Below are 18,130 nucleotides of genomic sequence, written 5' to 3'. Positions count from 1 at the left end.
TCGTTCTTCTCCGGAGAAAAGATGGATATGATAATCCGCCTTAATCCAATAAAGTTCTGAAATAAGATTTATAGTTCCGGTTAAATGGTTGTCAGCTTCGATAACAAGTCCTTATATCGATATCGTAGAATTATATCCTTCCAATGTTTGTCTTGCTGTATTTTCCCACTTGTATTTATTTTTAATTCTGTCCTGAAGTTTTTTATCAAAAGGAGATTTATAAGCAGCTTCTACAGCGTTTTTAATAGAAGACAAATCATTCGGTTCACAATAGAATGCAAAATCTTTAAAGTAATCTTCTGTATCTCCTTTTTTTGTTACAACCACGTTAGTGTGCATAATACCAGCTTCCAAAGAAGATAACCCTGGTGTTTCCATCCACGAAGCTAAAATATGAACCTTGGCCAACTTGTAAAATTGAGGTAACTTTTCATGCTCTATTTGCCCCCAAAAAAAAGTATTTTCGTTTGCCTCTTTTTTACATTTTTCAAAGTACTTTTTAAAGTTAGCTCCAGCTTTACCAATAAAAATGAATTTATAAGGGAGTTCTTTACAAGCTCGGATAATGTTCAACTGATTCTTTCTTCCTTCGATACGAGAAACACAAAGTACACAATCTCTATATTTTTCAAGTTCAGGAGATACTTGAATCTTATCGTAATTAAACTTATTCACGTCTACTGCATTAGCTACTGACACATAGTTGTACTCTTTTAAATTGAAATCATTAACCACTCGCAGCATTTCCGAATCAGAGTTAGGCAAAAACACATCAATCATTTTTATGATTTTCTTTTGCAGTCTTTTATGGCCATTTAGTAAATAAATAGCTGTTCCCTTGTTAAACTCAAAATTCAGAATAGCTCTTGCTATGACCTTTAAATACTCTATTTGAGTAATAGAAAGCAAATTGTTCAATAACTGTAATATACCGCCACGCGCTTTTTTCTCGTATTCTTCATACGGTCCATATATCGTAGAGAGCGCAACTTTTTTTCCCTGTTTCTTTGCATTTTTCACTTGTAGGTATAATTCCTGTGGACGCATTAGATTAAAGACATGTACGATATCATAATCAGATAAGTCGGGAGTTAAATCCAAAGACACTTCAACTTTTACACCTAATTTTTCTAAATATTCTTTGGTTTTCAATATCTGTGTAGTGTCACCACCAGGAACACTATAAAGGGTCTTACGAGACTGGAATAATACTTTCATTTTTTTGATTTAAAAAAGTTACAATTCTGGCACAAGCTTGTCCGTCCCCATAAGGATTGATCGCCATACTCATCTTCTTGTAGTGAACATCATTGTCCAATAAAGCAGATACTTCCTTTATTATTTCGTTGTAATCAGTGCCTACCAATTTTACGGTTCCAGCTGTTACAGCTTCTGGACGTTCTGTCGTATCTCTCATCACAAGTACGGGCTTACCTAATCCCGGAGCCTCTTCCTGTATGCCGCCACTATCAGTAAGAACAAGGGTTGATTTTTCCATAAGATATACGAATGAGACATATTCGAGTGGCTCAATGAAAAACATATTACCAAGATTACTCAAATCTTTTCCGAACACTTCATGTATAGGTTTACGCACATTGGGATTTAGATGCATGGGATACACAAAGTCTACATTTGGATATTTCTTTGTCAAATCCTTTATGGCTATGCACATACTGATAAAACCATTACCAAAGTTTTCACGCCGATGTCCTGTGATAAGAATTAATTTTCGTCCATTTTCAAGTCGTGTAGTATTGTAACCTACCTGGTTAATCACTTTTGCTAATTTTAATTGTAATGTTTTACTGTCTTTTATTTTCTTTACTACCATGTGCAGTGCATCTATAACAGTATTTCCTGTTACAACAATCCGAGCTGCTTTTACTCCTTCATCCAATAAGTTTTGTTTGCTCAACATAGTAGGCGAGAAATGATAAGTGGCAATACGTCCCGTAATCTGTCGATTCATTTCTTCAGGCCACGGGCTATATACATTATGTGTTCTTAACCCTGCTTCAATGTGCCCTACGGGAATTTGTTGATAAAAAGCGGCAAGAGCTGTTGCCATTGAAGTGGTTGTGTCACCATGAACAAATACTAAGTCTGGTTGTGCAGTCTTTAGTACATCTCGCATACCGGTCAAGACTCTGGATGTTACATCATATAAATCCTGCCCTTGTTTCATGATATTCAAATCAAAATTTGGTATGATATCAAAAATATCCAAAACTTGATCCAACATTTCACGATGTTGTCCTGTGACACAGACTATTGTTTCAAATTTCTTAGATTGCTTTTGAAATTCCTTAACAAGAGGCGCCATCTTGATAGCTTCCGGACGTGTCCCGAAAACAAGCATAATTTTTATAATCATTTGCGGTAAAATATTTATTAGTATATAGAAATATGATAGCAAACCAGACTAATTGCACATTAATACCATTTAGCATAACACTAAAAAGCCATAATATGTAGCTTATTGGAGCTGTACGTTCTGTACATACAAGAAATGTAAAAATACTCCAAATTAGAAAAAATAATATTCCATAGTCCACTCCTAATGTGAATGCTGTTGAAATAGACTTTGTGTTTTTATTAACCGCCGGCATTTGATTTATAAGATCATTTTTCATATAATCAATACCTTTTCCAGTCCAAGTTTTAGCATTTGTTATATCTGCATTCTTTATTGCTATTACGCTTGGAACTATTCGAAAGGCAGCACTTAAATCTGCTTTTATTATTTCTTTTTCATTTAACGTTAAAGTACCCTTTATTGTAGACGCTGTGCGTTTTAACGGCTTGAAATTAGAATTTAGTAATAAAGGAGATACAATAAATGCTGATAATAGGATAATAGCAATATATTTCTTGTTGCATAGTTTTAGACAGATTATACTAAGATATAATATTGCAGTTCCACTTATCATTGTTATCATAGACCATAAGAAACATCCCCATATCCACCAGTCATTACGAAAATCATATTGTAAGTTATACTTCCTTTTAAAAATATATTCTTTAATTGTTAAATAACAATACATTAATATGCCTAGATAAACAGCACTATGAGAAGGCTCGGGACTTAAAGTGTTAAGTTTCCAAGGATTAAAAATATTATAATTAGAAACATTAAGTATGGGTAGATGAAAGAGGACACAGTATTGTTGAATTATTAATACAATACAGTAGGCATATATTAAGAACTTGATTACTTTTAAATAATCCAATATTTCAAGTAAACTTTTACTTAAAACACGAACATATCCCATGAAGGTTAAGCAAAACATTATAGAATATAAGATTGTACTCCATCTTAATGAAATTGGGTTAAAGACCACTGAGGAGATTATCATGGTTGTTAGTAATAGTATAAGTATTATATCTATTTTGTATATATATGGATATCTTATAATTGTAATAGGTGATAACGACATCATTCCGATTAATAATAAGTTTCTGTTTTCTCCTCCAAGTAGATAGGATATTGAAATAGATATTATTATTAGTATAGCTTTTGTCGCAAATGAGTTACTTAATCTTGCAAAAAAAATCATATATGTATTTTTCTAGTAAACAAAAAGGCTTTATGAAATAAAAACATACACATTTGAATATAGTATGTTTTCTATATAACTTAGTATAAAGTAGCATACTATCAAAAAGTAATTTGTACTTACTAGCAGTATTGTACGAATTACTTATGGTAGGTGACCTGTGAGCATGAATATAGTCAATGTCTAAAAGAATATAATTATTTAAATTTGCTTCTTTTACTTTATAAGCAATAAAAGCTTCTTCTCCATATAAAAATGTTCCAGGATTAAAATATCCAATTGATTTGAAGACATCTGCCGAGGAAAACATAAAGCTACCTGGTATGAGGTCTACTTGCATGGCTCTATTACCTTCACCAACAATTTCAGAATATTTATTGCCTTTATAAAATTTATTTAGGCAGATGAACATAGACAAACAATCTTCTGCAAAATTATTCAAACGATTAGGTAATCGTATTTTCCCATCAGGAGTTTTCATCAAAGGTGCTATGATGGCAGGATTGTTGAGTTCTGTATAATGTTTAACTAATATTTCAAAGCAATTATCATTTAGTATTATATCATTATTAAGAATTGCTATATAATGAGGCTTAATATTTTCTTCTAAATAGTTCAAACCAAAGTTATTGCCTTTGGCATAACCTAAATTTTCATCTGTTTGCAAAACAACTACATTGGGAAACTCATTCTCTAACGGTTTTAGATTTTTGAATGAGGCATTAGGAGAGCAATTATCAACTATTACAACCTTTTGATGAGCTGCAATAGTTTGATCTTGCAACTCTCGAACCAATCTTATTGTATCTTCGTAGGTGTTGTAATTTAAGATGACAATACCTATCTTATTATCTACCTTCCCCATTATTGCACGAATCTGATAAAAGAATATGTTTCATTTTATTATAAGCTATATCCCAAGAGAAGTTTTTCATATAAATATTTCCATTTGTTGCCAAATTAAATCTCAATTCGTCGTCTTCTATGAGTTTTATTATATTAACTGCGAGTTTTTGCGGATCCTTAATGGGAGATAATAGTGCCGTTTCCATATTCTTAGCCAATGTTTTATATCCTCCGATATCAGTACATGCAATTGCAGCTCCGCACAACATAGCTTCACCAATAACTAAGCTCATTCCCTCCGAGTGGCTAGTACCTATATATATCGCAGAGTTATTATATATCTCATTAAGTTTTTGGGGAGATGGATTTTTGTAAAATATTATCCAGGGTGGTAGATTCTCACTTGGTGAATCTTTACCAAAGAAGATTGCTTTCAGTTGGGGAAATTGCTTCTTGACAATATTGAGTGCATCTATTCCATCCTTACAACCTTTTAATAATGATGTATGATATAGCATAGTTACACTATGTTTATTTTTCTCCTTAATTGGTAGTGAGATGTAGAATTTATTACTATCAAAACCATTATGAATTAACTCTGCTATACCTCCAGCACTTTTGACAATATCGAGCAAATTTTCCGAAATAACTATCTTTTTCATAGGTAGACGATAGCTTTGAAAAACCTTATCCTCGTTAAACTTACCCCAGTTTTCAAATCCTTGTATAAAATAAAATTTATTGTTGCTATTTATATTGTTGAATTTGGCCAACTCCATAGCTGTTTCTATTGAAGTGGCAATATATATATCGCTTATGGGAACTTCCAGTTCAGATAAGTTCCAAGTTAATTTTAATTTTGCCCTACTATCTAGATCAAACCATTTACCAATGCCACAACATTTATAAACTTTGGATATCAAGAAAAGAATAATCAACCTAGTTTTATGCAAAAAACCATAACTATACCATAAAAGCCGTATTGGGAAAACAATATTGACCACATAACCATCTGCGATCAGCCTATTAGTGTATTCATAAACAATCTTGTATCCTCCAATAGGTTTGTTACTATATCCTGGAAATAAAAAAGTAATATTTTTTATCATGTTTTTATATTTAATGAAAAATCATTTGGCTATCTGTTGTATCCCTAAGATATGGATATTTTAGAATGTAGCCTTATTTTATGATATTGATTAACTCCTTAATACTTGAAGGTGATGGTACTAACCACGAGAAAGTATCTCTAAATGACATTAGTTCCCCTTGTATATATTGGCCGTAGTTCTCTATCTCTACAATATTGGTTAATGCTATCGCGTTGACATTATAGAATAGTTTTGCTGTTACTAATACTGTAGATGAGAAGCTAATTAATGCTTTTATGTCTCCCTTTAAATACGTAACAATGTACTCAAACGAAATATTATTATTGGTGAATATTTCACAATTCAAATGGCTATAATATGTAGCTGCATCTTTTTCGTAAGGGTGTGGTTTCAGTATCACCTTAAAACCTTTGGCATTTAGGCTGTCGATGAGTTGCTTTAAGGTCGATATATCTGTATTTTTATAGATTTTATCACGCTTATATGCTTGGGTACAGATAATTACAGATTCCCTTAATGGCTCAATATTATACGCTTCATTATATAAATCTGTAATTTTTGAATGTAAGATTTTTTTGTAATACTCTATAGCAACGGAGTTGGGACGCAACTGGTCACCCTCGTAAAATAAGTTGTAATTGGAGTAATACAATCCTTTTGTGAATATAGTATAGACCCAATTATTGATTGCTTTGACTCCATAGGATAATAGTTCTTTTAGAATATAATTAGGCCTATTATGATTTTTTGAAAATTTAAAATATGAAAATTTGTTACATTGAAAATATGTGGCTAATCCCTCTTCATAGAGCATGAAATGAAACTTTTTATTTTTTATCTTCCGACAAATTGCGGAGTACACATTGATATTAATCGACCATGGAGAACAGATATAAATGGCATTATCTAAGCATGCTTTTTTCTCTACCGTTAGTGCAGAATAAATATTTGTACATATATTTTTTACTATATGTGATGTTGTGAAAAGAGGGTAGTCTAGATAATAATATTTACATAATTTATTCTGAAAATGAGTGTTGTTTATTATCGGCATACTATCTAATGAAGCAATCTCAATCAAGACTAACCCGTTGATAACGACTCCTTTATCTTCAAGAGACTTGATGGATACATCAACTCCACTTGCATGCCACGGGGTGACTGCAGAGGCCACAAAGTTAATATTATTCTTTTGTATGAACTCCGAAAGTTCCTCGTACTTTAAACGTTCAATCATTATTACCAAGTATTACATTTTCGATGAATTCTCTCACACAACCTTCCCCTCCTTTTGCCTTGGTGATATATATACCATCTATTTCTTTGACTGATTTCATTGCATCTAATGGGCAAGCTGAGAGCCCAACGGCGGATAAAAGTTCGAGACAGTTTATATCGTCTCCAATATAAGCAACTTCATTTATTGAAATATTCTCTTTTTCGCAGATATCCAATGCAGCAGCTAATTTACCTCCATTTCTTTTACTTTGATATAGGTAGTCTATTTTTAGTTTCTTAGCCCTGTTTTTTACGATAATAGTATCTTCAGATGTAATGATCCCTGTTTTTATACCTTTTTCGCGAAGTAGTTGAAATCCCATTCCATCACGTGTATTGAACTTCTTTAGTTCATCGCTACTTTCACTATAATACATCCCTCCATCTGTAAGAACACCATCAATATCAGAGAGAAAAAGTTTTATCTGCGGTTTGGAGGTAGGCAATTGATGGGAGAGGACATGTCTTCGCATCATGTTTTCAAGAATAATCCAATCATCAGGTTCGTCAATTTCCGTTGCAGTGTATTCAGGCATTTCGTAAATTCCTATATTGCCGCTCAATCGGTTGCCATTATTAAGAATGTTTTTAACTGTATTGATATAGAATGCTCCATTTTCCATCAATATTCCTTTGAAGTTCTGTCTACGAGGACGGTTCATATAATCATAGTTTATAGATGTTCCGTCTTCGTTCCAAAAGAAACGATAATTGCGTACACAAGTGATAATACTGTCATACTTGTTTTTAGAATATATTCTCAATGCTTCCGTAAAATGTGTGGCCCCGGTTAAGGGAGAAGTGGCTTGTACTAGCATAAAAATAGTATCGTTTTCCATCTTAACATTGTAAATATACTCTAATATGACGCTTTCAGTACTTGCCGTATCACAAGCGTTCTCTGCAGAACGGCGATAGAGTGTAACTTTTTTATAGTTGTACGACTCTACTGTACTCCAAATTTCATCAGAGTCTGTTGCGATGACAATCTCGTCCACCTTTGGACAATTTTCCAAAGCCTCAATGCTCCAGCAAACAAGTGGTTTACCACAAAGTAATTTGATGTTTTTGAGAGGAATAGATTTACTTCCTCCTCTAACAGGTATAAATGCGATTGTTTTCATCACCACTTTATTTGATTTTTCTTCAACTTATTACGCTGTACCATCTCGATGTCAAGCACATCTTTTTGTTTATACGTCAAAGATTTGGCCACAGCACGGCAATCTCGTGCAAGCTTACGAACACCGTCAGGTTCAAGACTGGCAGCATGGTCTGTGCCTTTCCAAGTGCGGTCCAGTGTATAGTGACGTTCTATCCATTCTGCGCCAAGGGCAACTGCGGCACTATCTACAGCTATACCGAGATGATGACCGGAAAAGCCTATGGCTTTCACTCTGTCTGCGTATTCTTTGCGCATGCGTGTCAACTCAAGAAGACAAATATCGTCGAATGGCACAGGATAACCACTTGTACAGTTATAAAGAACCACGTCTTTGGCCCTTCCATTGTTTTCGAAGAGTTTTACAATATCTTCTTCCTCTTCCTTTGTTGTCATCCCGAAGGAAAGGTGCATCTCACCACCAAAATTATCACATAGATATTGTAATAACGGTTTGTTAAGGTTACATGCAGATGGGATTTTAATAAGCTTCGGATTAAGGGATGTTATCTCCTTTGCCGAAGTCAAATCCCATACAGAAGTGGAATACTCCACTCCAAATTCATTACACCATTCCTGTAATTGACGATGTTGATCAAGTGTAAACTCTAGGAATTCCCGATGTTCACCGTATGTTACTCCGTATGAATTCTCGGGATGGGGATGCGGGGTGTTATATTCTTTAGGAGTTAGTAATTCTTTGTTACAACGTTTCTGGAACTTGACCACGTCAATTTTGCAATAGGTAGCAGCAGTCATTATCAATTCTTTTGCGATTGCCATATCACCCTTGTGATTACAGCCAATCTCAGCAATAATTTTAGGTACCATAATTATTTTTTTCTGGGTGGGTGAATAGATCTTTTAATCTCTTAATACGTCTAGTAATGGAGACATCTATTTGAACAACGGTATAGATATATCTTTGAGGGAATAGCCTAAATATGCGATATCTAATCATATTAGAATTAAATATGTTTCCTTTTAGGAAAGGGGCTATTTGTTTGTCGGCTTCACTCCTAAATCCATTTATTAAATAATAAATGGATTTTCTATATGCAAGCAATGATAGATATTTTTTCTTGTAAGGGTCTTTATCTATAAGTTGTGTGAATGAATATCCGTCAATATCCTTTCTGTTTTTGCGCATACGCCAACCCTCTGAAACTAAATTGTAATAAGATAGTTTTTTATTACTATATGCACACTTACAAACTGATGCAACTTTTGCCCAAGTATAAAGATCTTCAGCATCTATCATTCCTACTGGAAACATGCCGATTTGTTTGAGAATCTCCCTTTTTATAGCAACGTTTGAAGAGTTGACAAATGTGTGTTCCAGTGAATATTTAAAATAGTTGTCAACTATACAATCACCGATCAGGGTGTTATCGTTACTTATGGTTTTATCTTTACGTACATAATAAAAACCAGTAGAGAACATACCGCAATCTGGATACTTAGAGATGAGCATCACTATTTCTGACAGGAAACCTTGATCCCAATAATCATCTGAATCTAGAAAGGCTATGTAATCATAGGTCGCTCTTTCAATTCCATAGTTTCTTGCTGCACTTACCCCGTTATTTTCTTTATGAAAAACCTTGATATTCGGATGTTTATCTGAATATGCATCGCAAATTTTACCTGAATTGTCCGTACTACCATCATCAACAAGGACTATCTCAAAGTATTTGCAGACTTGATTGATTATACTATCAATACATTTAGACAGGTACTTCGCCTTATTATATACAGGTACTACTATTGATATTTGTATGTTATTATCAGCCATGATTTAGAAACTTATCTAAGTTTAAAAATTGTTTTTCTGCAGATTTTTTTTCATTGTTTAATAAAAAGACTTTGTTTTCTTCTATTTGGTTAAATATATCATCTGATGAATTTTGACTAAGTTCTTTAATCTGGCAATAGTATCCCTTAAATTGTATATCTTGAATTACATTAAACATCTTTTGACTATAGATCAAAGGGAATAGTTTTTGTTTCGAAATTAAGCTTAAAATCATTGCGTGAAAACGAGTTGCAACAATTGATTCTATACGAGTGTATTCAATTAAAAATGATTCTAAATCACCCTTGTATAGTAAGGTGCTTATTCTACTCTTATCATAATTAGACAAACAAGATTTAATTTTTTCTATCATTAATTCATCCCCTTCAGAACGGCAGAATGAAATCAAATACACACTCTTACCTCGAAAAAGTGATGTGGAAATCAAAGAACTGATAGTTTTAATATAAATCGGTTCATATTTGGACAAGTCATTCCTTCCTGTTAAGTTAATGACGGAGAATCCTATGCTTTCCCTTTCCTTTTGTACTTTAGGCAGATTTAATTGAAATACAATATCGCATTCGTTCCGTACGTTGAGTAGATTTGAAAAGAGATTGTATGATGTTTTGTCTCTAAAACAAATATCTGTAAAGTTGTTAAACCAATTTGTGTAGAAATCTTTAAATTCTTGTGTTTTGTATGGTCCCCAATTAGCACCAATAATAAATAATGGTTTATGTTTAAATATAGAAACTATATATTTGTTTTTATACTCTTTAAAGGACAACTTTTTATTCTTTTGTATGAAAATAGATCCACCTATTTCTAAGTATGCATCACATTTATTTCCATATTTCCGTTTAATTAATATTTTATAAATAAATGCCAATAACTTACATTGTGCTGAAATTTCTTTTTTAGCAATTCTAAAAAAAAGATTTTCATATTTGGAAAAATATTCTACTTTTACATTTTTATATTGCTTCAAATGTGAAATGTATCGAGTTTCAGAAGTGAATAATATAAATTGATGATCAGGGTATCTTTCAAATAAAATTTTGAGAAATAAATCATCACCTACATTAAAAGAAGTGTATGCCGTTACAAGGATATTTTTCATATCTAATATTTGATAATATGTTTATAGGAATGACCACTGTTTTTTGTTTTCATATATATTTTCCCACTATCCTTACACTCTAAGTATTTTTGTTTGTCTCGATATTTGATTACTTGACAAGGATTTCCGGCGGCTATAGCGCAAGGGGGAATATTATTTGTAACAACAGCGCAAGCACCAATAATTGCGCCCTCACCTATATGGACTCCAGGTAAAATTGTCACATCAGTTCCAATCCATACATTTTTTTCTATCCATATATCTTTAACTATATATTCTGAGGAATACGGTAACATATTATCTTCATAATTGTGATTGGCAACAAGGCATTTTAATCTTGGTCCAATAATGCACCCTTCATCAATACGTAGTTTTCCATTTGCTCTAAGTATTATCCATGCGTTTGGTCCGATATAAACATTATCTGATATTACTAAATTTTCTCGTTTTGAGATAACAAATGGATAAATTAGATATATATTTTTATCTTTTAATTGTTTGATAAAGCATAAATCATTATACTTTTGTTTTCTTTTTATTAACCAGTTTCTTAACCACATAATCTTTGATACATTTTCTCTCAATTTTAGTTAATCCGATGAAATACGCTGAGGGCAGTATGCTAATTGCTGAAACGAATATATTTACCAAAAAACGATTAAAACCTTCATCTATCAGAAGAAAAACAGCCATTGAACATAGTAAAGGTGGAATCAATACAAGTAACAAACGGCTGCCAATTTGCTTATAGCATGTAAGTAATGATAGTCTTATGACTCTTTCTAATAATACGATTCTTATTACTATCAATAAAAATGAAATAAATATGCTTACATAAAAAGGACTTTCGGGAACTTGTATTAATAACAATATTACATAGGAAATAGGAAATGTTAGCATTAGTACTACTCCAACAGTTATTTGATAAATTTTTATTCTGCCGGTTGCTTGTACTGCTGTTACCAAAGGACCAGATAGGCAATCTATGCAGGCGCTAATTAATATTAATTTGCAAAAGGTAACAGAATATTCAGGTATAGTACCTAACCATAATTTTAATATATATTTTGTTTCTAATATTATAGGAAAAGCAAAGAATAATAGTAATAAAAATGAGTATTTCGCCGTTCCCATAATAAGTGTTTTCATGTATTCGTAATCTTTACTTGCATATGACTTTATTATTTGAGGATTGACTGCTGTTTGAAAATTAGAAACAAATGAAGTTAGTGCAGATTTAATCTGAAACGATATGGCACGAGAAGCATTTACCGTTGGTCCAAAGAATAAGTTAGATAATACATTGATTCCTTGATCGGCTACAACATTTGAAAAAGCACCGAACAAATTCCAACTTGAATAGCTGATTAATGATTTAAACAATGATGTATCCCAATGAAATTTCAATATGCACTCTTGGAATTTTCTTTCACAATATGAGCGATAAACAAATGTTGTAGTGAGTATGATTGAGAAATTAAGAATAGCAATAAGCTTTAGTTTATCATAATCTATCAACATTATTGCATATACAACAAGTAGTTTTGCAAAAGTTTGGACTATTGTAATATAAGCAAAGACATTCATCTTCTCATGGGCAATTATAGAGGCATTATAAGGGACTTGAGTTATTGTGACTATAGCAGATAAAACAGAAAATTGAAATACCCACATTGCAGCAGTAAGTCTTTCTTGTGGAATAATAAGTTTATTATAGAAAAGCCATAATCCTATTGTTTCAGCCAGAATGAACAAAACTATGGCGACCAAAACATGGATAAAAAAAAGTATCGAAAATAGCTTTTTCAATTGTTTGGGATCATTATTCCCTCCTAACTCATAGGATAAGAAACGTTGTGTACCAGCTGCCATCATTGTATTTAAAAATGATAGCATAACTACAATACCTCCTACAACATTATATATACCTAAATCTATAACTCCTAAAACTTCTAAAAAAATTCGTGAAGTATACAGTGATATCAATAATGTTATAATTGTTCTTATGTAAAGATATATGGTGTTTTTCGCTATTCGCTTATTATTGGTAGAAGTCATATATTATTTTTCAATTTGTGTCATATCTAAATTTTATAAATTCAAAGCTATTACCGCTTCGCATTTAGTAAGATTTGAAGAACTATAAATGAACTAAGAGATTATTTTAATATTCTATCTAAGGGATTTAATAATCACTTATAAGGAAAAAGCAAGGTATGTGGAATATATAGATGAAGCGATACAAATAGCCTTTGCAATGTCTAATGCGGAGTTCCTGTTTTGCTCCATTGTATTTTAATTATTCGTGGAAACCTGTTGTAACCACATTCATCACTCATAAAGCCCCACCCCATACTCAAACGGACTCTCAAAATCCATCAGCAACGGATGCTTCATGTCTTTCTCGCTAAGTATCGCTTTATCAACCGGTATTTTCCAGTCTATCCCTATACCTTCATCCAAGATACTGATTCCACCGTCAGCTTGCGGAGCATAATAGTTATCACATTTGTATTGAAATACAGCCACCTCGCTCAGTACGGCAAAACCGTGTGCAAAACCTCTGGGAATAAAGAACTGAAGATGATTGTCTTCCGACAGTTCTATGGCTACATATTCACCGTATGTAGGCGAACCTTTACGAATGTCTACCGCCACATCAAGCACGCTGCCTTTTACGCAACGCACCAGTTTACTTTGTGCAAAAGGCGGCTTCTGAAAATGAAGTCCACGCATCACTCCGTAAGATGACATACTCTCATTGTCCTGCACGAAATTCACCTTGCGCACTTTCTCTTCGAATTCCCGTTGGGAGAAAGACTCGAAGAAGTAACCGCGTGCGTCTTTGAGAAGGCGTGGCTTAATGATGGCCAAACCCTCTACGTTTGTCTTTTGTATAAACACTGTTTTTAAAAGATGAAAGGTTTAATATTTAAAGATATAACGGGGTATAGAAACCTTCGGATTGAAAATCCTGATGCTCATGAATGGCGGATGACATTATCCGCCCTCATTTTCCTCCTCTCCCTCTCGTCATCAGCATATTATTGATCTGTTGCCTCACATTATCCACCTTTGCCCCCGACGTCAGTCGGGAGGCGAAAGGAAGAAGAACCTCGATGAAAACGGCTTTCACCACCGTATCCTTATTCACACGGGGTTCGTCGAGCATGATGCTTACCACGCCGGCCAGATCGTGGGCGGTGATGCATTCGCCCAGAAGCCGGGTATACTCACGCACCTTTTTCACATCGGGCACGTAGGTGAAGAGGTGGCACTCGGCATCGCTCAGACTTTCAATGCCCTCGGTTGCTTCGGGACGGATGGCGACCTCGGCAAACTGATCGCCGTAAAAGTTCTGAACGGCGGTAGTTCCCGTGGGGACTATCATGTTCGTACCGCCGAATATTTTTATCTCTATTTCCGGTTTGCCGTTCATATTTATATTTTCTCTCTCCATTTTTTTCTATATACTCAATCAAAATTAATTCGTGCAGTAATTGTCAATTGTCTTCAATAAACTATCAATGAACATTCAATGCGTATAAATGCTTTGTAAACGACTGCACCGGAATTCGTTCAAATAGAAAATGCTCTCTATCTTTGTTGATATAAATCGAATAAATATAAAGTATAGTTTTAATTAAATCAGAATCAATGCCATGAAAGAATATATCATGTCTTTTTTCAACGCTCCCATCACCAACAAGATACCTGCGGGGGTGTGCGGCGTAGCAGGACTTCATGCCTATATCTCTTCCGATTCCTGTCTGAAGGAACTGACAAAAAGAGTAAGGGCCGATATGGAAAATGATAAGGCATTCCGTGGAAAAAAGCAGACGTTATTGCCTTACGTCACGCCTGCCGGAATCTTTTCGTACTGTCGGGAGCAGTGTATCATGGTACCCTCCGGACTATTCGTGATAGATATCGATCATCTTGCTTCTACCGAAGAAGCTGCAATGTGGCGTGACTGCCTCTTTGCCGACGAAGTGCTGCAACCCGACCTTGTCTTCGTAAGCCCCGGTGCTAAAGGAGTGAAACTCTTTGTACCCTACCGACTGAATCTTACGGATACGCTTGAACAGTCGTTTGACAATGCGGTGCACACCGCCTGGGACTATCTGGAATGGAAGCACGGCTTGAAAGCCGATACCGCCAACGCTGATATGTCGAGAGCGTGTTTCCTGGCATACGATGAAGAAGCGAAGTGCAAAATTTAGGGCGAATTACAAATTACGAATTACAAATTAGTATTACTAAAGTTCCCTCAGCCCATAAATCATAAATCATAAATGTTTTCATGAACGATCTTGACATAATAGAACAACTGACCATTGCCGTAGAACAGGCAGGAGTCAATCTTGCCCCCACTTATCAGGAATACATGCCATTGGCCTTTGCCGTGGGCAACAGTTGCGGTGAAGCGGGACGCGGCTTTTTCCACCGCCTTTGCCGCTTGTCCGACAAGTACCGGCAGGATGAAGCGGACAAGCTCTACAGCCATGCCTTGCAGCACGGACGGGGAGGTAATTCCCTGGGAACAGTATTGCATCTGGCGCAACTGGCAGGGGTGCGCCTCGACAAGAAACTTGCAAACTTGCAAAACTTGCAGGCTCCCCTCGCCCCCACACACACGTGCGTGCGTGAGCAGAAGCAAACGGAACAAACGAAGAAGCTGTCCGCTGAACCCATATTCGTCTCTCTGCCTTGTTTTCCGGACTACCGGTGGCCCGGATTCCTCCAACAGGTCATAGACTGTGGAGATACGTCCGCACAAAGGGACATCCTGCTGCTGGGAGCGGTGACCGTATTCGGTGCTTCCATTAACAGGCTGTTGAGCTTCACCTACGGGCGAAAAAGCAAATATCCGTGCCTGCAAACTTTTGTCATTGCCCCCGCCGCTTCCGGAAAAGGAGCGCTGACGTGGGTACGCCGCTTGGTAGAGCCTATGCACGACTCGCTGATGCAAGCCTACTACACAAAGACGAAAGCCTATCGCTTGGAAAAAGCGAAATGGGACGCGATGGGCAAGGAGAAGGCTAACATCCCTGAACCCGAACCACCTCTCATGAAGATGTTTCTCATTGCGGGAGACAATTCCGGAGCAGGTATGATGGAAAACCTGATGGATGCCGAAGGTGCCGGGCTGATATGCGAAACCGAGGCTGACACCGTGAGCGCGGCCATAGGCGCCGACTACGGCCATTGGAGCGACACGCTCCGCAAAAGCTTTGACCATGAGAGGCTGGCCTACAATCGCCGCACCAATCATGAATATCGTGAATGCCCCAAATCATACCTCAGTGTACTGCTCAGCGGAACCCCCGCGCAGGTAAAGCCGCTTATTCCATCGGTAGAGAACGGGCTCTTCTCGCGCCAGGTGTTCTACTACATGCCTGCCGTAGATGAGTGGATGGATCAGTTCGGTCACTCCGAAACGGACTACGACCGCATGTTCACCGCCTGGGGCGAGCGTTGGAAACTGTGGCTCGATGCACTGAAGGCAGCCGTTAGCGGCATAAGCCTGAAGCTCACCGGGAGGCAGAAGGAGGAGTTCAACGCTCACCTTTCGTGCGTGTTCGGCCGTGCGGGCGCGGTTCATGGCGACTCCATGCGAAGCGCTGTGGTGCGCATTGCCATCAATATCTGTCGAATCATCAGCGTCGTGGCGTTGCTGCGTTCGCTCGATGCCTTGCTGACGGAGGCCGAAATGGTGCCGGACAACATCGTGCGGATGCTGATGTCATGTCCGGGATTGTCTCCCGCACCCCATATTCCACAAGAGAACGTGCAGGACGGAGTGGTGCCGCGGTTTGAGCTCAGCGTAAGTGATGATGATTTCCATGCGGCGCTCGCACTTGCGGAACCTCTGTACTTTCATTCGTGCCATATACTTTCGTTCCTTCCGTCCGCGGATGTCGTGTCGCAGCCGAAAGCGTCGCAGGAGTCGTTCTTTGACAGGCTTCCTCTCAGCTTCACCCGTGCTCAGGCCCTGCTGGAGGGCGAACGGTGTGGAATGGCTCCCGGCACGATAGACTCCATGCTGAAACGCATGGCAGACAAAGGCCGGCTGGGTCACGCCTGCCGTGGAGAGTACAAATTTAAGTGAGTGCCCGGAGCCGCCCTCGCATGCGTGTGTATATGCATACGTGTGTGGGGGGGCAAGGAGGCCCTGCAAGTTTTGCAAGTTTGCAAGTTTTGTAAGTTTGCAAACTTGCACTAGTTTCACAAGCCCGTTTTTTCTCCAGTTAGGAAAATATTTTTCTCCAGTTAGGGAAAAAAAAGTTCCAAATAGAGCACCCTGCGGACCTTCTTTTTTCAATTTTAATTTTTAATTTTCTTACAATGTTTTTCCATCCCATTTCCATGAAGAAGAGTGAATTGGCTCTGCTGTATTTTCCCGATTCAATACCTGCGGTGGCTACTAACCGTCTGATGCGCTGGATTCACGGCTGTCCTCTCCTGATGGAGGAGCTGGAAGCCGCTGGCTACCATCGCTCGCAGAAGTTGCTCACCTCCCGGCAAGTGTCACTAATTGTACGCCACCTGGGCGACCCGTAAAGAGGAAACTTGCAAAACCCACCGAAACCCATAAGCCGGGTTTCACCCTGTCATATCTTTGCCCACAGCTTCTTGAGTTAGTAAAGTAGTACGTACATACTACTTTACCACTCATCATTATTAACTAAATTTTATTGAGATTATGGGAATCAAAGTAAAAGCCCGTCAGACCAAACTGGCGGTAGGCCCCTCAAAGGGGGAATATCGCTTCATCATGCAGGCTGAAATCTACAGCACGCTGAAGCAGGAAAAAGTAGTATCCGAAGCCTCCATCCGGTCGGGGATTCCGAAGGGAACCCTTAACGCCTCCTGGCAAGCTATTGGCGAAGTCATCAAGGCATGGGCCACCGAGGGGCACTCTGTCGCTGTGCCCGGACTGGGTACCATGCGCTTCGGCCTGCAAGCCGCGGCGGTGGCCAAAGTGGAGGATGTGAGTTCGGGACTCATCACCACCCGCAAGGTTATCTTCACCCCCAGTACCACCATCAAGCAGGAACTGAAGGGAGCCTCCATCAACATTACCTGCTACGACAAGGAAGGAAACGTCATCAAGCAGGTGAATTCCTCCGACCCGGGTGACGTGGATGATGAAGGCGGAAGCGACAATCCCGGAGGTGGAGGATTGGATGAAAACCCGCTGGGGTGAATCTAACGCCGGAAGCGTTGGAGATTAAAAATTCGTAATTTGTA

18 protein-coding genes are annotated in these 18,130 nt (G+C 37.2%); 4 read left to right on the top strand and 14 right to left on the bottom strand.

Translation table 11 applies throughout. The features are described 5' to 3' along the window. Positions 1-111: 111 nt before the first annotated feature. From BN161_RS04820 to BN161_RS04755, 14 genes are all read right to left on the bottom strand, one after another. Positions 112-1,218 carry a glycosyltransferase family 4 protein gene (locus tag BN161_RS04820; RefSeq protein ID WP_044263487.1) on the bottom strand — a complete coding sequence of 369 codons (1,107 nt, stop codon included), beginning with the start codon at positions 1,216-1,218 and terminating at the stop codon, positions 112-114. Then, positions 1,193-2,374 carry a non-hydrolyzing UDP-N-acetylglucosamine 2-epimerase gene (gene wecB, locus BN161_RS04815; protein WP_044263513.1) on the bottom strand — a complete coding sequence of 394 codons (1,182 nt, stop codon included), beginning with the start codon at positions 2,372-2,374 and terminating at the stop codon, positions 1,193-1,195. Before wecB ends, BN161_RS04820 begins: the two co-directional genes overlap by 26 nt. Next, positions 2,310-3,275, bottom strand: coding sequence for a hypothetical protein (locus BN161_RS29345; RefSeq protein ID WP_209441886.1), 966 nt, complete (start codon positions 3,273-3,275; stop codon positions 2,310-2,312). Before BN161_RS29345 ends, wecB begins: the two co-directional genes overlap by 65 nt. A gap of 259 nt (positions 3,276-3,534) precedes the next feature. Beyond that, positions 3,535-4,425, bottom strand: a complete 891-nt coding sequence (locus BN161_RS04805; protein ID WP_044263485.1) for a glycosyltransferase family 2 protein — start codon at positions 4,423-4,425, stop codon at positions 3,535-3,537. Then, the gene (locus BN161_RS04800; RefSeq protein ID WP_044263484.1) at positions 4,409-5,515 is read right to left on the bottom strand and encodes a glycosyltransferase family 4 protein; all 1,107 of its coding nucleotides are present in this window, start codon (positions 5,513-5,515) and stop codon (positions 4,409-4,411) included. The genes BN161_RS04805 and BN161_RS04800 overlap by 17 nt, the downstream gene beginning before the upstream one ends. A 73-nt stretch (positions 5,516-5,588) precedes the next feature. Further along, positions 5,589-6,755 (bottom strand): polysialyltransferase family glycosyltransferase, encoded by a 1,167-nt coding sequence (locus BN161_RS04795; protein WP_044263483.1) that lies wholly within the window; start codon positions 6,753-6,755, stop codon positions 5,589-5,591. Continuing rightward, positions 6,748-7,920, bottom strand: coding sequence for an N-acylneuraminate cytidylyltransferase (locus BN161_RS04790; RefSeq protein WP_044263482.1), 1,173 nt, complete (start codon positions 7,918-7,920; stop codon positions 6,748-6,750). Before BN161_RS04790 ends, BN161_RS04795 begins: the two co-directional genes overlap by 8 nt. Next, entirely contained in the window at positions 7,920-8,792 is an 873-nt protein-coding gene (locus tag BN161_RS04785; RefSeq protein WP_125910751.1) for an N-acetylneuraminate synthase family protein, read from the bottom strand. Before BN161_RS04785 ends, BN161_RS04790 begins: the two co-directional genes overlap by 1 nt. After that, positions 8,779-9,753, bottom strand: a complete 975-nt coding sequence (locus BN161_RS04780) for a glycosyltransferase family 2 protein (RefSeq protein WP_052356184.1) — start codon at positions 9,751-9,753, stop codon at positions 8,779-8,781. The genes BN161_RS04785 and BN161_RS04780 overlap by 14 nt, the downstream gene beginning before the upstream one ends. Further along, a complete protein-coding gene (locus BN161_RS04775) occupies positions 9,746-10,876 on the bottom strand; it encodes a polysaccharide pyruvyl transferase family protein (RefSeq protein WP_044263480.1) in 1,131 nt (376 codons plus the stop codon). Before BN161_RS04775 ends, BN161_RS04780 begins: the two co-directional genes overlap by 8 nt. A gap of 2 nt (positions 10,877-10,878) precedes the next feature. Continuing rightward, positions 10,879-11,436, bottom strand: a complete 558-nt coding sequence (locus BN161_RS04770) for an acyltransferase (RefSeq protein WP_044263479.1) — start codon at positions 11,434-11,436, stop codon at positions 10,879-10,881. After that, positions 11,393-12,934 carry an MATE family efflux transporter gene (locus tag BN161_RS04765; protein WP_044263478.1) on the bottom strand — a complete coding sequence of 514 codons (1,542 nt, stop codon included), beginning with the start codon at positions 12,932-12,934 and terminating at the stop codon, positions 11,393-11,395. Before BN161_RS04765 ends, BN161_RS04770 begins: the two co-directional genes overlap by 44 nt. A 273-nt stretch (positions 12,935-13,207) precedes the next feature. After that, positions 13,208-13,780, bottom strand: a complete 573-nt coding sequence (gene rfbC, locus BN161_RS04760; protein ID WP_044263477.1) for a dTDP-4-dehydrorhamnose 3,5-epimerase — start codon at positions 13,778-13,780, stop codon at positions 13,208-13,210. A gap of 106 nt (positions 13,781-13,886) precedes the next feature. Beyond that, positions 13,887-14,336, bottom strand: a complete 450-nt coding sequence (locus tag BN161_RS04755; RefSeq protein ID WP_044263476.1) for a hypothetical protein — start codon at positions 14,334-14,336, stop codon at positions 13,887-13,889. A 202-nt stretch (positions 14,337-14,538) separates the two neighbouring features. Between BN161_RS04755 and BN161_RS04750 the strand changes: the two genes are divergently transcribed. From BN161_RS04750 to BN161_RS04735, 4 genes are all read left to right on the top strand, one after another. Beyond that, positions 14,539-15,099: a BT4734/BF3469 family protein gene (locus BN161_RS04750; RefSeq protein WP_044263475.1), complete on the top strand. Its 561-nt coding sequence runs from the start codon at positions 14,539-14,541 to the stop codon at positions 15,097-15,099. Positions 15,100-15,179: 80 nt separating this feature from the next. After that, positions 15,180-16,988, top strand: coding sequence for a DUF3987 domain-containing protein (locus BN161_RS04745; RefSeq protein ID WP_044263474.1), 1,809 nt, complete (start codon positions 15,180-15,182; stop codon positions 16,986-16,988). Between the two features lie 257 nt (positions 16,989-17,245). Next, the gene (locus tag BN161_RS04740; RefSeq protein WP_044263511.1) at positions 17,246-17,440 is read left to right on the top strand and encodes a DUF4248 domain-containing protein; all 195 of its coding nucleotides are present in this window, start codon (positions 17,246-17,248) and stop codon (positions 17,438-17,440) included. Between the two features lie 142 nt (positions 17,441-17,582). Then, the gene (locus BN161_RS04735; RefSeq protein WP_044263473.1) at positions 17,583-18,086 is read left to right on the top strand and encodes an HU family DNA-binding protein; all 504 of its coding nucleotides are present in this window, start codon (positions 17,583-17,585) and stop codon (positions 18,084-18,086) included. Positions 18,087-18,130: the final 44 nt, after the last annotated feature.

Origin of the sequence: Bacteroides timonensis, assembly GCF_000513195.1 — a bacterium.
GTDB classification, from domain to species: Bacteria; Bacteroidota; Bacteroidia; order Bacteroidales; family Bacteroidaceae; genus Bacteroides; species Bacteroides timonensis.
Note: the sequence above shows the minus strand (reverse complement) of the source record. Positions and strands in the feature narration are given on the sequence as shown.

Excerpts from the sequence above, each read along its gene's own strand:
- BN161_RS04820 (WP_044263487.1), bottom strand. The coding sequence starts at position 1,218 with ATGAAAGTATTATTCCAGTCTCGTAAGACCCTTTATAGTGTTCCTGGT.
- BN161_RS29345 (WP_209441886.1), bottom strand. The coding sequence starts at position 3,275 with ATGGGATATGTTCGTGTTTTAAGTAAAAGTTTACTTGAAATATTGGAT.
- BN161_RS04805 (WP_044263485.1), bottom strand. The coding sequence starts at position 4,425 with ATGGGGAAGGTAGATAATAAGATAGGTATTGTCATCTTAAATTACAAC.
- BN161_RS04800 (WP_044263484.1), bottom strand. The coding sequence starts at position 5,515 with ATGATAAAAAATATTACTTTTTTATTTCCAGGATATAGTAACAAACCT.
- BN161_RS04795 (WP_044263483.1), bottom strand. The coding sequence starts at position 6,755 with ATGATTGAACGTTTAAAGTACGAGGAACTTTCGGAGTTCATACAAAAG.
- BN161_RS04790 (WP_044263482.1), bottom strand. The coding sequence starts at position 7,920 with ATGAAAACAATCGCATTTATACCTGTTAGAGGAGGAAGTAAATCTATT.
- BN161_RS04780 (WP_052356184.1), bottom strand. The coding sequence starts at position 9,753 with ATGGCTGATAATAACATACAAATATCAATAGTAGTACCTGTATATAAT.
- BN161_RS04775 (WP_044263480.1), bottom strand. The coding sequence starts at position 10,876 with ATGAAAAATATCCTTGTAACGGCATACACTTCTTTTAATGTAGGTGAT.
- BN161_RS04770 (WP_044263479.1), bottom strand. The coding sequence starts at position 11,436 with ATGTGGTTAAGAAACTGGTTAATAAAAAGAAAACAAAAGTATAATGAT.
- BN161_RS04765 (WP_044263478.1), bottom strand. The coding sequence starts at position 12,934 with ATGACTTCTACCAATAATAAGCGAATAGCGAAAAACACCATATATCTT.
- BN161_RS04755 (WP_044263476.1), bottom strand. The coding sequence starts at position 14,336 with ATGGAGAGAGAAAATATAAATATGAACGGCAAACCGGAAATAGAGATA.
- BN161_RS04750 (WP_044263475.1), top strand. The coding sequence starts at position 14,539 with ATGAAAGAATATATCATGTCTTTTTTCAACGCTCCCATCACCAACAAG.
- BN161_RS04745 (WP_044263474.1), top strand. The coding sequence starts at position 15,180 with ATGAACGATCTTGACATAATAGAACAACTGACCATTGCCGTAGAACAG.
- BN161_RS04740 (WP_044263511.1), top strand. The coding sequence starts at position 17,246 with ATGAAGAAGAGTGAATTGGCTCTGCTGTATTTTCCCGATTCAATACCT.
- BN161_RS04735 (WP_044263473.1), top strand. The coding sequence starts at position 17,583 with ATGGGAATCAAAGTAAAAGCCCGTCAGACCAAACTGGCGGTAGGCCCC.